Origin of the sequence: Nakamurella deserti (assembly GCF_003260015.1) — a bacterium.
Taxonomy (GTDB): Bacteria; Actinomycetota; Actinomycetes; order Mycobacteriales; family Nakamurellaceae; genus Nakamurella; species Nakamurella deserti.
Genome location: NZ_QCXS01000003.1, coordinates 568,755 through 582,216 on the forward strand (window position 1 = coordinate 568,755; position 13,462 = coordinate 582,216).

General features: G+C 69.2%; 10 protein-coding genes, 4 tRNA genes and 1 riboswitch. Of the genes, 7 read left to right on the plus strand and 7 right to left on the minus strand.

The genetic code is table 11. The annotated features are described in order from the left end of the window. The first annotated feature begins 349 nt into the window (after positions 1–349). Positions 350–745, plus strand: a complete 396-nt coding sequence (locus DB033_RS15845) for a VOC family protein (protein WP_111767879.1) — start codon at positions 350–352, stop codon at positions 743–745. A gap of 212 nt (positions 746–957) precedes the next feature. Then, complete coding sequence (locus tag DB033_RS15850) at positions 958–1,965, plus strand: LacI family DNA-binding transcriptional regulator (protein WP_240615934.1); 1,008 nt, start codon at positions 958–960, stop codon at positions 1,963–1,965. 69 nt (positions 1,966–2,034) lie between these two features. Here DB033_RS15850 and DB033_RS15855 read toward each other — a convergent pair. From DB033_RS15855 to DB033_RS15870, 4 genes are all read right to left on the minus strand, one after another. Next, positions 2,035–2,111: transfer RNA gene (locus tag DB033_RS15855), tRNA-Phe, on the minus strand. Between the two features lie 47 nt (positions 2,112–2,158). Beyond that, positions 2,159–2,232 (minus strand) — tRNA-Asp (locus DB033_RS15860). Positions 2,233–2,320: 88 nt separating this feature from the next. Continuing rightward, a tRNA-Glu gene (locus DB033_RS15865) sits at positions 2,321–2,393 on the minus strand. 1,914 nt (positions 2,394–4,307) lie between these two features. Further along, a complete protein-coding gene (locus DB033_RS15870) occupies positions 4,308–4,727 on the minus strand; it encodes a pilus assembly protein TadG-related protein (RefSeq protein ID WP_157970730.1) in 420 nt (139 codons plus the stop codon). 156 nt (positions 4,728–4,883) lie between these two features. Next, positions 4,884–4,997, plus strand: a riboswitch (SAM riboswitch). 44 nt (positions 4,998–5,041) lie between these two features. Between DB033_RS15870 and DB033_RS15875 the strand changes: the two genes are divergently transcribed. Then, the gene (locus DB033_RS15875) at positions 5,042–6,460 is read left to right on the plus strand and encodes an aminotransferase class V-fold PLP-dependent enzyme (protein ID WP_111767881.1); all 1,419 of its coding nucleotides are present in this window, start codon (positions 5,042–5,044) and stop codon (positions 6,458–6,460) included. 83 nt (positions 6,461–6,543) lie between these two features. Here the strand turns inward: DB033_RS15875 and DB033_RS15880 are convergent, their stop codons facing one another. Then, on the minus strand, positions 6,544–8,316 hold the full coding sequence (locus DB033_RS15880; RefSeq protein WP_111767882.1) for an MDR family MFS transporter: 1,773 nt from the start codon (positions 8,314–8,316) through the stop codon (positions 6,544–6,546). After that, positions 8,313–8,897, minus strand: coding sequence for a MarR family winged helix-turn-helix transcriptional regulator (locus DB033_RS15885; RefSeq protein WP_170315570.1), 585 nt, complete (start codon positions 8,895–8,897; stop codon positions 8,313–8,315). The genes DB033_RS15880 and DB033_RS15885 overlap by 4 nt, the downstream gene beginning before the upstream one ends. A gap of 185 nt (positions 8,898–9,082) precedes the next feature. Here DB033_RS15885 and DB033_RS15890 point away from each other — a divergent pair. The 3 genes from DB033_RS15890 (at position 9,083) to ribD (ending at position 11,858) form a co-directional block, all read left to right on the plus strand. Continuing rightward, a tRNA-Lys gene (locus tag DB033_RS15890) sits at positions 9,083–9,156 on the plus strand. A gap of 1,083 nt (positions 9,157–10,239) precedes the next feature. Continuing rightward, complete coding sequence (locus DB033_RS15905) at positions 10,240–10,809, plus strand: maleylpyruvate isomerase N-terminal domain-containing protein (RefSeq protein ID WP_111767885.1); 570 nt, start codon at positions 10,240–10,242, stop codon at positions 10,807–10,809. Positions 10,810–10,838: 29 nt separating this feature from the next. Further along, positions 10,839–11,858: a bifunctional diaminohydroxyphosphoribosylaminopyrimidine deaminase/5-amino-6-(5-phosphoribosylamino)uracil reductase RibD gene (gene ribD / locus DB033_RS15910; protein WP_111768368.1), complete on the plus strand. Its 1,020-nt coding sequence runs from the start codon at positions 10,839–10,841 to the stop codon at positions 11,856–11,858. Between the two features lie 237 nt (positions 11,859–12,095). Here ribD and DB033_RS15915 read toward each other — a convergent pair whose 3' ends face one another. Next, a complete protein-coding gene (locus DB033_RS15915) occupies positions 12,096–12,863 on the minus strand; it encodes a dioxygenase family protein (protein ID WP_111768369.1) in 768 nt (255 codons plus the stop codon). A gap of 77 nt (positions 12,864–12,940) precedes the next feature. On the opposite strand from DB033_RS15915, the gene DB033_RS15920 reads away from it, so the two are divergent. Then, positions 12,941–13,414: a MarR family winged helix-turn-helix transcriptional regulator gene (locus DB033_RS15920; RefSeq protein ID WP_111767886.1), complete on the plus strand. Its 474-nt coding sequence runs from the start codon at positions 12,941–12,943 to the stop codon at positions 13,412–13,414. The last annotated feature ends 48 nt before the right edge of the window (positions 13,415–13,462 follow it).

Sequence of the window (13,462 nt, forward strand, 5' to 3'; positions counted from 1 at the left end):
GGCGCAACGGTGGGTACCGTGGGAGGCACGCCGGTCAGGAGCGCCGATCCGCCGACAGGCTTTCCGGTGGTTCGAACCGCACGCGAGATCCCCGGCCGCAGAATGCTTCTGTCCGGCACGTCTTCCCGCTCGATCCGAGAGCAACGTATGGGCGAGGTGTTTCACGCAGGGTGGCCGCCGCATTGCTGCCAGATTGCCGGGGCGGGCCCATTGTTGCCGCCAGAAGTCGTCACGACCTCGGCTCACCCGGACAGCGGCTTGACCCAGCCACCGCGGGTGTCGGCCGGCGTGAGCGCTGCGCGCGGCGTGCTCCCGGCCTACACTTCGCCGCATCGACGGAGGTGACCCGATGCCCGTTCGCTGGTACACGACGGTGATCGACTGCCAGGACGCGGCCGCCCTCGCCCGCTGGTGGGCCGGGGTGCTGGACTGGCGCATCGCCTACGAATCCGACGACGAGATCGTCCTGGTGCCGCGGCACGCCTTCGACCCGACCCGGACCCTTCCGCTGGAGCAGCGCGGGCCGGGCCTCGTGTTCGTCCCGGTGCCGGAGGACAAGCAGCGGAAGAACCGGCTGCACCTCGACCTCGCCCCCGGTCCGGTGGACGATCAACGCGCCGAGGTGGAGCGGCTGGTACGACTCGGCGCCAGTCACGTAGACGTGGGTCAACCGGACGACGCCTCGTTCGTCGTGCTCGCCGACCCGGAGGGCAACGAGTTCTGCGTGCTGTCACCGCGGGGCTGATCGCTCGGGTGGGTGATGTGACCTGCCCCATAATGCGTCCCGGTAACCCGGGTTAGCCGACGGAATGAGGGCTCCCGGCCATCAGCGGCGACTCGACCGCTTTGCCGCCCCCGGGACGGATGAAAGGATCACCGTGCCCTGAGGGGGCGGCAACGACGGCGCCACCGGTACGCCCGCCGCCCGTGTCCACCCGATGTTCTGCGAGGAGCCCCGTGGTCCGTCAGCGCGTCACGCTGATGGACGTCGCCGCCCGGGCGGGTGTGTCCAGGACGACGGCGTCGTTCGTGATGACCGGTCGTCGCGACATGCGGATCTCCAGCGCGGCGGAGCAGCGGGTGTTGCAGGCCGCACGGGAGCTGGACTACCGGCCCAATCTGCTGGCGCGCAGTCTCCGGACGAACCTGTCGCAGACGATCGGGCTGATCTCCGACGTGGTGGCCACCGAGCCGTTCGCCGGTCATCTGATCCGCAGCAGCATGACGACCGCGCTGCTGCACGATCACCTGCTGTTCGTCGGCGAGAGCGAGGGCGACCCGGCGGTCGAGGAACAGCTGGTCCGCAGCATGCTGGACCGCGGCGTCGGCGGATTCCTCTACGCGTCGTCGTCGACGCGGGTGGTCGAGGTGTCGGCGTTGTTCGAGTCGCAGCGGCTGGTGCTCCTCAACTGCCTGGCCCGGGGGGACGACGTGACCGCCGTGGTCCCGGACGAGGAGGGCGGCGGCCGACTGGCCGCGACCACCCTGCTCGACGCGGGACACCGCGACGGCATCGTGCTGGTCGGCGAGACCCTGGACCATGTGGTGGCCGGTCGGGACCGGCGACGCGGCATCGAGGCCGCCCTCGCCGACGCCGGCGCCGGACTGGCGGGCGAGGTGGCGACGACGTGGTGGCCCGAGCCGACGTTCGCCGCGATGTCTCGGATGCTCGCCGCCGGGCATCGGCCGACCGCAATCGTGTGCCTGAACGACCGGGTGGCGCTCGGTGTCTACCAGGCACTGGCCGACGCGGGGCTGTCGGTGCCCGGTGACGTGTCGGTGATCTCGTTCGACGACTCGGACCTGGCCGGCTGGGTGCGCCCCGGACTGACCAGCGTGGCGCTGCCGCACCTGGAGATGGGGCGACGAGCGACGGAGCTGCTGATGGCGCCGGCCGGGTCGCCGGTTGTGCACCGCATCGAGATGCCGCTGGTGTCGCGGGAGTCGGTAGGCCCGCCGCGCTGAGCGGAGAGTGGGCGGATGGCCCGGAAAACCAGTCAGCCCCCCGCTGGCCTGACGGCTGCGAAGGGCTGGTGGTGGCCAGGCGCGGGGTCGAACCGCGGACCTTCCACTTTTCAGGCGGACGCTCGTACCAACTGAGCTACCTGGCCTCAAACGTAGGGCCGGGCTCATGTGACTGAACCCGGCCCACGTTCGGCGACCCCGACGGGACTTGAACCCGCGACCTCCGCCGTGACAGGGCGGCGCGCTAACCAACTGCGCTACGGGGCCTCGGTGTTGCTGAGACCTTGGTGCTGAACTGCGTGACGCTGGGACTACTTTACTGCCTCGTGGAGGTGCTCGTGACCTCTGCGCTGCGTACCCCCAACGGGATTCGAACCCGTGTTACCGCCGTGAAAGGGCGACGTCCTAGGCCACTAGACGATGGGGGCTGGAGGAACTCCGCCTCCAACGGCCATCCGTTGGGAGCGAGTCAACTATAGGGGACGAGGTGCGGCGCTCCCAAATCCGCCACGGCGCCCTGCTCCGACGGGGCAGTCGCGCCGCACTCGACCTGTCCACAAGGATCAGATCGTTACTCCCCATCGCCACCGTGGTCGGTACGCTACTCCGATCGGGTCGCGCCAGGCGGGGCCCACGTCGGCGAACGTGGACAGGGGTTCTGGTGGGGCGACGAACGACCGACACGCGACGTGCGCTGCTGGCGCTGATCACCGCGGGGTTGAGTGTGACCGGGATCGCTGCCTGCAGCGCCGGGCAGGCCAACCCGGGAACCACGCTGGCGCCGGTGGACAGCTCGGCGAGTCGGAGCGAGGCGCTCTCCACCGCCACTGATGCCTCGTCCAGTTTGGGGTCCGGAACCGCAGCGCAGCCGACCGATGGCGGATCCCGGTCTGAAACAACGCCCCAGACCCCCGAGTCGACAAGTTCAGAGCCCACGAAGATGCCATGGTCGAATTTGGACCTCAGCCCAGACCAGGTCCGTGAAGCACAGGCAGCGCTCGACGCTTATGTCGGATACCGCCGCGTCTCGGACCTCACCTTCACCGACCCTCGGAGGGATTGGGCTTCAGAGATATACGAATACGCAGCAGACCCAGTGGCGTCTAATCTTGTAAAGTTTGTCAGGGACCCCGCGTTCCAACAGGGCAGCGGAGAAGGCCGCACGATCATCGACCCTCGAGTTACGGAAGTAGGAACTGGAACAGTCGAACTCAGCGACTGTGTCGATAACACTGCTTCCATCTTCGTCGATGCGAATGGAAATTCGCTCATTGCGCCCGATGCACCCGGCTTCTACCGTCGCCATCCGGCAACGGTGTCAGTCAGCCAAATCGACAACCGATGGCTGGTAACCTCCGTGGTTAACGACTTCAGTGTCCAATGCTAGCGATGAGGATTGCCGGCGCAGCACTATTGATGGCGCTCGAGAGCCTCGTTGTATTAGCTCCTGCGTACGCCGACCCAGACCAGCCCTCGGTTTCAAGATCGTCAGCCCCGACGGCCGGTTGTGGCGATCAAGTATGCATCGTCGGCGCGACTGATTCAGTAGTAAAGAAAACGCTGATTGCGGTGGTTACGACAGGAGCCACTGCCGTCAAGTCTTCAATGGAGAGCCTATGCAAGCAACAACCTATGCCTACCCAGCCAGCCGCCGACTCACCGCTCTGGGCGGGACACACGCCAGCAGACGGATTTATTGCCTACGACATTTGTCCGACGAACTCGGCAGCCGTGCCATTTACTAACTCTCAGCCCTATTTCGTTGGGAATGGGACCACACCTACCGCCGTCAGCCCTGAGGCGCTTGCGCTAAGCGCACAGGCAGCTATTCGATTCGTCCCGCCGGTCCTTCACTTTGGACCCGACACGCAAATAGCCGTGAATCGCTGGCTCTACCTGTGGGTTGACAATCCAGGTCCACTGATTGCACAGGCTACGGCTGGAGCGGTGACTGTGACACTCACAGCCACGCTGAGTTCGGTGACGTGGTCCATGGGTGAACCCGCCAACCCAAAGGCGCCTAAGGGGCCACCGGCGACCATCACATGCGACGGCCCGGGGCGCGATCCTGGCCCGACCGCCAACGCGAACATTTCTAAGCCGGCTGCTTCGGACGCGTGCGTCTATGCCTACCGTTGGCGCTCCCTGCCGGAACGAACCGGGGGCACAGCAACCTGGCCGGTCACGGCAACCGCGAATTGGACCGTCACCTGGACATCGAACGTGGGTGTGGGCGGCGCGCTCGACGCCCCGCCGCAGAGCTCCACCACCCCGGTGTCGGTCGGCGAATGGCGCAGCGAGCTGGTCGCCGGCCCCAACTGACCGGACCCGATCACGCGTGATCAGGCCTGGTCGTACCGCAGCCGGCTGCTCGACTCCACGTCCTGACGCAGGGTGGGCGTGAAGAACATGTCGCCGAAGGTGATGGGGGTGTCGGTCCAGCACGTGGCGGTCACCGTGTCGGCCCCGACCACGACGCGCACGCCGACCCGACCCGGGCGCACCGCGAGGTAGGCGATGGCGGCGTCGTTGGCGAGCGCCATCTGTCGGGGCCGTCCAGGCACATCGGCCGCGTCACTGGCCGCCAGCGCCGCCCCGTCGCACTGGTTCTGCAACCGACTGCGCCCCAGGAACGCGGACCCGGCCGCCGTCACCCCGGCCACCAGGAGCAACAGGCACAGCGTCAGGCCGAGCAACAGCGGGGTGATCGACCCCCGGTCGTCCTCGCCGCCGCCGGCATGCCGCAACCCGTTCGGCCGCATGCTCCACCCCGCTTCGTCCGCGACCGGTCCAGCGTAGAGACGTTCACCGGGCAGCATCACCCGTTCGCCGAAGTTGTGGACAACTGAGCCCACCGCTGTGGTCCCGGTTACACCCGCTTCGAGCTCGGCCCGGACCCGTGTTAACGTCGTCGCGTAGGTCATGAGTGCTAGCGACAAACCCTGGTTTGCTAGCCGGCAACCCTCCTCCGCGGTGGGGTGCCCCAGGTGAAGACCTGGCCGTCCGGTTGTCGCCGGCGGCAAGCGCGGATCTCCGGCTCGTCCCCGGCGGTCCTTCGACCGCAAGGAGACCAGCCATGACGCTCACCCTCGAGGACCTGCACTTCCTCACCGCCACCGGTCCCGTCGAGGCCTCCCTGCCCAGCGTCGACGCCGCGACGCCCATCACCGGCGCCCACGCACCGGGCCTGGAGATCGTCGGCGCCGGTCACCGGGTACCCCTGGCCGACGGCTCCCACGTCGAGTACGCCAATCTCGATCACGCCGCGTCCGCCCCCTCGCTGCAGGTCGTCAAGGACGCGGTCGACGCGGTCCTCGAGCAGTACGCCTCCGTGCACCGCGGCGCCGGATTCGACTCCCAGCTGTGCACCGCGCTGTACGAAGGCGCCCGCGAACCCATCCGCGCCTTCGTCGGCGGACGTTCCGACGACGCGGTCCTGTTCACCCGCAACACCACGGACGCGTTCAACCTGCTGTCGCACTGCCTCCCCGACGACACCACTGTCATCGTCTTCGAAACCGAGCACCACGCGACGCTGCTCCCATGGGAGAAGCACACCGTCGTCCGCCTGCCCGCCCCGGCGACCCCGCAGGCCGCCGTCCGCGCCGTCGGGGACGCCTGCCGCGACGCCCGCCGCAACGGGCCGGTGCTGGTCGTGGTCACCGGGGCGAGCAACGTGACCGGCGAGATCTGGCCGATCGCCCGGCTCGCCGCCGTCGCCCACGCCCACGGCGCCCGCATCGCCCTCGACGCCGCCCAGCTCGCGCCGCACCGGCCCTTCTCCATTACCGACCTGTGGGTGGACTACGTCGCGATCTCCGGGCACAAGGTGTACGCCCCCTACGGGGCGGGCGCGCTGATCGGCCGCGCCGACTGGCTCGCCGAGGCTCCCCCCTACCTCGTCGGCGGCGGCGCCACCTCCACGGTGGAGGACGACCGCACCGTCTGGAAGCCCCTCCCCGACCGGCACGAGGCCGGCACCCCCAACATCCCGGGCGTCGTGGCGCTGGCCACCGCCTGCCATGCGCTGCTCACCACGGATCGCGACGCGCTGGTCACCGCCGAACGCGACCTCACCGCCCGGTTGATCCGCGGGCTGTCCGACATCCCCGGCGTCACCGTGCACTCGCTCTTCACCGGCGGGGCCAGCGTCATCGGTGTCGCCACCTTCACCCTGAGCTCGCTGTCGTCTCCGGTCGTGGCCAGCGCACTGTCGGCCGAGTACGGCATCGGCGTCCGCGACGGCGCGTTCTGCGCCCAGCCGCTCGTCCGCCGCCTGCTCGGCGCGGCAGGCTGCGACTCCGTCGACGGCACCGGGCATGCTGTCCGCGCCTCCGTCGGTCTCGGCACCACCACCGAGCACGTCGACCGGCTCATCGCCGCGGTCACCACACTCGCCACCGAGGGCCCGGGACTGCGCTACGTCACCGTCAACGGTCGTCCGCAGCCGCTCCGCGACCAGCGCACCCTGCCGAAGATCGTGGCCTGGCAGTAAGACCTCGAACACGACGGTGGCCCCCGACCAAAAGGTCGGGGGCCACTCGTGTCTAAGGACCGTCTCAGGGACGGTCCAGCGCGTCAGTCGCGACGGTGCCGACCGCCGCTCGGCTTGGTGACCTCAACGGTGGGAGCCGAACCCGCCGTGACGAGATCGTCGTCCTGCTGCCGCTCGCGCTCGGCACCGGCGGCGTCGTTGAGACCGACGTTGCCCGCAGCCGCCGCCGCAGCGGCGTCCTCCTCCTGGATCTCCTGCAGCGCGGACTTGGTGCGCAGCGGGACCTCCTTGAGCAGGAGGACCAGCAGGAAGGCGAGCACCGCGACGATGCCGGCGAGGATGTAGACGACGTGGGTGGAGTCCACGAAGCCCTGCTTCACGGGCTGAGCCAAGGTCGCAGGCAGCGTGTTGATGAACGCGGAATCCTCACTGAGGCCCGCGAGCTGCGCGCCGTACTGCTGCATGGAACTGCCCGACGACGCCAGCGCCTGCTGGAACCCCGGTGTCCCGGCGACCGCCTGCACCTGGGTGTTGACGTTCGTGGGCAGCCCGTTGAACAGCAGCGACAGGAACACCGCGGTGCCGATGGTGCCGCCGGTGGCCCGGAAGAACGTCGCTGAGGACGTGGCCACACCGATGTCGCGGGCCTTCACCGTGTTCTGGACGGCCATCATCATCGTCTGCATGTTCAGGCCCAGCCCGGCGCCGAGGACGAGGAAGGTGCCGGCGAGGACCAGGTACGGGGTGTCGACCTTGATCAGCGCGAGCATCATCGCGAACGCGACGATCAGCAGCGCGGTGCCGACGACGGGGAAGATCTTGTAGCGGCCGGTCTTGCCGGTGATGATGCCGGAGCTGATGGAGCCGCCCATCAGGCCGACCATCATCGGCAGCAGCCACAGACCGGACTGGGTCGGCGTGGCCCCCTTCACCAGCTGCAGGTACAGCGGCAGGGTGGCCAGGGCTCCGAACATCGCGAGGCCGATCAGCACGTTGACGACCAGCCCCTGCGAGAACTGGCGGTTGGCGAACAGCCGCATCGGGATCAGCGCGTCGTCACCCATGCGGCGCTCGATGAGCACGAAGCCGACGATGCCGAGCACGCCGACGACGATCGAGACCAGGCTGGCGGCCGACGTCCAACCCCACTTGTTGCCCTGCTCGGCGACCAGCAGCAGCGGCACCATACCGACGACCAGCGCGACCGCTCCCCACCAGTCGATGCGGTGCTCGCGCCGGGTGTGCGGGATGTGCAGCACCTTGAGCACCACGGCCAGCGCCACGATGCCGATGGGGACGTTGATGAGGAAGACCCAACGCCATCCGGTGACGCCGAAGATCGTGTCCGCACCGGCGAAGAACCCACCGATGATGGGGCCGATGACAGACGAGGTCCCGAAGACGGCGAGGAACATGCCCTGGTAGCGCGAGCGCTCACGCGGCGGCACGATGTCGGCCAGGATGGCCAGCGCCAGGGAGAACAGACCGCCGGCGCCGAGACCCTGCACCGCACGGAAGGCGGCCAGCTCGGTCATCGAGGTGGCGACACCGCTGAGCACCGATCCCGCGACGAAGATGCTGATGGCGGCGATGAACAGGGGGCGACGCCCGTAGAGGTCGGACAGCTTGCCGTACAGCGGCGTGGTGATGGTCGAGGTGATCAGGTAGGCGGTCGTCGCCCAGGCCTGGCCGGACAACTGGCCGAGGTCGTCGGCGATGGTGCGGATCGACGTGGAGACGATGGTCTGGTCGAGCGCGGCGAGCAGCATGCCCGCCATCAGTCCACCCAGGATCGTCAGGATCTGTTTGTGGGTCAGGCCGACCTGTGACTCCACCTGAGTTGGTGCGGTGGTCATGCAGTACTCCCTTGAGCATTCGACGGAGCCGGCTGGACGAGCTCGGCGGCGACGTTCTTGACGGCTTCGATGTTGCTCGACAGCCCGTGGACGAATTCGGTGAGGAGGCGGGTGAAGACGGCGCGGTCCTCGGCTGACCAGTCGGCGACGAGGGGCGCGAAGATCTGGCCCCGCATCTGGACCATCTGGTCGACGCGGGCCTGCCCCGACGCGGTGGGCACGAGGATGGAGGCCCGTCCGTCGTCCGGGTCCGCCTGCCGTTCGACGAGTCCGGCTTTGACCATGCCGGCGACCTGACGCGACACCGTGGAGGGATCGGCGCACATCCGCTCGGCGAGGTCACTGGCGCGCATCGGCCCGTGGTGGGCCAACTTGAGCAGCAGCGACGAGTCGTAGCCCTCCGGCGACGCCGACCCGTGAATCCTGGCCTTGATGGCACTGAACGACTTGACCATGTCGACGAGCCGCTGGGCGACGTCGCCCGCGTAGTCACGATCGGCGGCCGAGCACCCGGCGACGGCCTCGCGGTAGGACTCGACCGCCGCCTCACCCGTACCGTGCGGAGCTTCGGTGATGGTCATCCCGCCTCCTTCCGGTAAAGTCCGGGTAATTTGCTTGAGCTATGCAACTAGTTGCTGGGTGCAAGCATGCATCGGATGCTTGACGCATGCAAGTTCTTTTCCGGCCAGTGCTGGGGATCACGCTGCCGAGGGCCGAGCCGGTGCCCGGTAGGCTGCGAGGCGATGTCGGGCCGACGGTCCGGCGCGGGCCTCTAGCTCAATCGGTTAGAGCTACGGACTTTTAATCCGCAGGTTCCGGGTTCGAGCCCCGGGGGGCCCACATTTTGCCTGGTCAGAGCGTAAGGCCGGTAGTGAAGGGTAAGTGATTCACACAAACCTCCACACTTACTTCGTCGAACCTCTTAACGTGGTCTAGGAAAATCTGAAGTGCTACCGACAGGACGTCACCGGTCGATTGGCGTCGGGGTCCCCCCCGCCGGGACACACCGACCCGCGTCCCTCTACGGTCGAAGGGTGACCCGGATACGGCAGTTCGCTGCGGCGCACAGATGGCTGTGGACGTTTGGCGTCGTCACGCTCGCTGTCGCGGTGGCGCTGGTGCTGGTCGTCCTCATCGACGGCGGATGGTCCTGGTCGCTCTTGATCCCCGCAGCAGCCTGCTACGTCGGCTACTTCGCTGGGACATGGTCCAGGGTCCGACGCGAGGCCCGTAACGCCTTGCCGGAATGACGCAGACCGGTGTCGGTCACCCACCCACCACGAGCGGTGATTGGCGTGACCTCCGGCGCGTATCGCCGTTGCCTACACGTCGTTTAGCGATTAGTACGCACGGGTCGCCCCGATGGGTTACCGGAACACCATAGACGTTCTCCGCGCCTCGCACGCTGGGAAGCGACGCGGACCGGATCCGGTGCCAGTCGCCCCATGATGGGCACGCCGTCAGAGGATGTGAACAAGCGCTGGCACCGCCGTCAGTCTTCGAGACCGGCCACGTAAGCTGCTGCCTGTGTGCCTGCGCGTCACCCGCGCGAACCGGGCGTTCGTCTCCGCCGACGGGGCCCGTCAGCGGATCGCCGAGAGGGGTTCGACGTTCGCCGCACCGGCCGTGTCGATTCCAGCCACCGCCGCGGCGCCCACCACCGCATCCCCGCCGGGCCCGACGATGCCGGCGGGATCCGCGGTCGCCGACAGGGCCGGCAACGGACCCGGGTCCCCCACCACAAAGGCGGTGGACGCGGCGAAGCGGCGGGCCTGAGATCGTCGAAGCCGGAACCGACGGGTGGCTCACCGGACCTCCTCGAGCGATGCGGGTGCTGACGGACGGGACGGTGGCGCCGGAGTCCGAAGTGCGCTCGGGCTCCCCGACGGGGACGCTGTCAGTCGCCCGCCGTACCGTCGTCGCGTGACCGAACCACCCGATCCGCGGCCCGCCGCCCGACAGTGGGCCGGGATGTTGGGCGCCCTCGACGATGACGACCCGGTGCGGCCGACGCCCTGCACCGACGACACCGTCGGTGACCTCGTCGACCATGTGGACAAGGGGTGCCGCGGGCTCGTCACCGTCGCCGGCGCGCCTCTCATCGGCCCCGATGACACGGCGGAGCCTGCCGCGGCGCACGTACGCGGCGATCCGCGACAGGACCTCGCCCACTACGCGGTGGCCCTGGCGGCCGCCTGGTCGGATCCCCGGGCTCGGACCGGCTCCTCGCCGGTCGCCCCCGGGGTGGACTTGCCCAACGCGATCCGGGGTCGGATCGCGCCGGCCGAACTGGACGTCCACGGCTGCGACCTCGCCCGCGCGAACGGCCGGCCGTTCGCCCTTCCCGACGACGTGCTGCGAGACAGCCTCGACCGCCTGCTCGCGTTCGTACCGACCGCACCGGTGGCCGGTCTGGGGAGCGAGCCGGTCGCAGTGCCGCCCGGCACGCCGCTGCTCGACCGGGTCGTCGCCGCAGCCGGACGGCGAACGTGACCGCGACGTCGCCGGTGGAGCAGACGGCGATGCACCGGGCGTTGGAGCTCGCCGTCCGCGGCGCCACCGAGGTGCTCCCCAATCCGGTGGTCGGCTGCGTGCTCCTCACCCCCGACGGGACCGTCATCGGTGAGGGTTGGCACGAGCGGTACGGCGACGCGCACGCCGAGGTCAACGCCCTCCGCGCCGCCGGCGACCGGGCGCGCGGCGCGACCGCCGTCGTCACTCTCGAGCCGTGCAACCACACCGGACGCACCGGACCGTGCGCCCGGGCGCTGATCGCTGCCGGCGTGGCGAGGGTGGTCGTGGCGAACACCGACCCGTCGGAAACCGCCGGCGGCGGCGCGGAGACCCTACGAGCCGCCGGCGTCGAGGTGGTCACCGGCGTGCTCGCCGACGAGGCGTCCGACGTCAACCGGGTGTGGCTGACCGGCGTCCGGCGGCGCCGGCCGTTCGTCACCTTCAAGACCGGGATGACCCTGGACGGCCGGGTGGCCGCTCCCGACGGCACCAGCCGGTGGATCACGTCGGCGGAGTCCCGAGCGGACGTGCACCGTCTGCGGCAGCGGGTGGACACGATGCTGGTCGGCTCGGGGACCGTGCTCACCGACGACCCGGTGCTCACCGTCCGGGACGCCGACGGTCGACCGCTGCCCCGACAACCGCTCCGAGTGGTCGCCGACAGCACCGGGCGCACCCCGCCCCGCGCCCGCGTGCGCAACGGTGACGCCGAGACGTGGATCGCCACCGCGGCCGAGGTCGGCGGCGGGGATGGGCTGGATCTGCCGCACCTGCTGTCGATGCTGTGGGTCCGCGGCCGACGTCACGTGCTGCTGGAGGGCGGCCCCCGACTGGCGGCGGCGTTCTTCGACGCCGGGTTGGTCGACGAGGTGGTCGCCTACATCGCGCCGACGGTGCTGGGCGCGGGTCGCCCGTCGGTCGACGGTGGTGCGGCAGCGACCCTCACGGACGCCCACCGGCTGACGCTCCGGGAGGTCACCCGGATCGGGGACGACGTCCGACTGCGGTACTCCGTCGGCGCCCGCTGATCCGGATCGGGCAGCGTCCACTGCGCGGGCAAATTCCTACCGGAGTCGGGGAGGGATCCTCCCGCTCAGCGGGCACTTACCTACCGAAGTCGGGGAGGAATCCTCCCGCTCAGCGGGCACTTACCTACCGGAATCGGGGAGGGATCCTCCCGCTCAGCGGGCACTTACCTACCGAAGTCGGGGAGCAATCCTCCCGCTCAGCGAGCACATCACTCCCCGACTCGGGGAGCGTTCCGCTCAGGCGAACTCGAACGACCGCTTGGACATCCCGAACCAGAAGCCGTCGACGGCGGTCCTGGCGTCGATGCCCTGATCGGCGCTGGCGCCCATCGTCACGAACAGCGGGGCGAAGTGCTCGGTGCGCGGGTGCGCCCGGCGGCCCGCCGGCGCGGCGTTCTCGAAGTCGAGCACGGCGTCGATGTCGCCGGACTCGACGGCCTCCTTGGCCCACTGGTCGAACTCGTGACCCCACTGCGGCGCGGCGCCGGTGGTGTCGTCGAACATCGCTTCGCGGAGGTTGTGGGTGGTGAACCCCGATCCGATGATCAGCACACCTTGCTCCCGCAGCGGCGCCAGCGTCCGGCCGAGCTCGAACAGCTCCCGCGGATCCAGCGTCGGCATCGACACCTGCAGCACCGGGATGTCGGCCTCCGGGAACATCTCGACGAGCGGCACGTAGGCGCCGTGGTCCAGGCCGCGGTTCGGGTCCTGGTAGACCGGCCGACCCGGCTTCGCGACGAGCTTCGCCACGTCGTCGGCGAGACCGGGCGCTCCGGGCGCGTCGTAGCGAACCTCGTAGTAGCGCTGTGCGAAGCCGCCGAAGTCGTAGGTGAGCGGCACCGTCTCGGTGGCCCCGACGGTCAGCGGCGCCGACTCCCAGTGCGCCGAGACGACCAGGATCGATTCGGGCCGCGGCAGGCCGGCACTCCAGGCGGCGAGCTGGCCGGTCCAGACGGCGTCGTCCGCCAGCGGCGGCGCACCATGGGACAGGTAGAGCGCAGGCATCCGGTTCGAGGTCATGCTGCGATGCTACGGTGAATTACATGAGCGCTCAAGCATCTTTCGTCCGTAAGATGCCCCACATGTCCGATCAGCCGTGGCTCACGGACGCCCAGCAGCGCGTGTGGCGTCAGTACCTCAATCTGGACCGGCGGCTGCAGGAGCGCATCGAACGCGACATGCAGCAGCAGTCGGGGATGCCGATGGCCTATTACCTGATCCTGGCGATGCTGTCCGAGGCGCGGGGACGCTCGCTGCGGATGAACCAGCTGGCCGAGATCCTGGAGTCGTCCCAGTCGCGCACCTCGCACGCGGTCTCGCGGCTGGAGGAGCAGGGATGGGTACGCCGCGAACGGAGTCCGGAGGACGGCCGCGGCCAGGTGGCCGTCCTGACCGACGCCGGATGGAGCCGCGTGCAGCAGCTGGCGCCGGGCCACGCCGGGACCGTCAAGCGCACCATGTTCGCGGGGCTGGACGACCACGACCTCGGCGAGCTGAGCCGCATCTTCGACAAGATCTCGACCAACCTGGGTAGCGCCGAACCGCCGTGCGGGTGAGGTCGGCCGGCGGGTTCGTCAGCGGGGGCCGGGAGCCGGTAGAGTAAC

Bases quoted from the DNA above. Each gene is read 5' to 3' on its own strand.
- DB033_RS15870 (WP_157970730.1), bottom strand. From the start codon at position 4,727: ATGCGGCCGAACGGGTTGCGGCATGCCGGCGGCGGCGAGGACGACCGG.
- DB033_RS15875 (WP_111767881.1), top strand. From the start codon at position 5,042: ATGACGCTCACCCTCGAGGACCTGCACTTCCTCACCGCCACCGGTCCC.
- DB033_RS15915 (WP_111768369.1), bottom strand. From the start codon at position 12,863: ATGCCTGCGCTCTACCTGTCCCATGGTGCGCCGCCGCTGGCGGACGAC.
- DB033_RS15920 (WP_111767886.1), top strand. From the start codon at position 12,941: ATGTCCGATCAGCCGTGGCTCACGGACGCCCAGCAGCGCGTGTGGCGT.
- DB033_RS15845 (WP_111767879.1), top strand. From the start codon at position 350: ATGCCCGTTCGCTGGTACACGACGGTGATCGACTGCCAGGACGCGGCC.
- ribD (WP_111768368.1), top strand. From the start codon at position 10,839: ATGCACCGGGCGTTGGAGCTCGCCGTCCGCGGCGCCACCGAGGTGCTC.
- DB033_RS15880 (WP_111767882.1), bottom strand. From the start codon at position 8,316: ATGACCACCGCACCAACTCAGGTGGAGTCACAGGTCGGCCTGACCCAC.
- DB033_RS15885 (WP_170315570.1), bottom strand. From the start codon at position 8,897: ATGACCATCACCGAAGCTCCGCACGGTACGGGTGAGGCGGCGGTCGAG.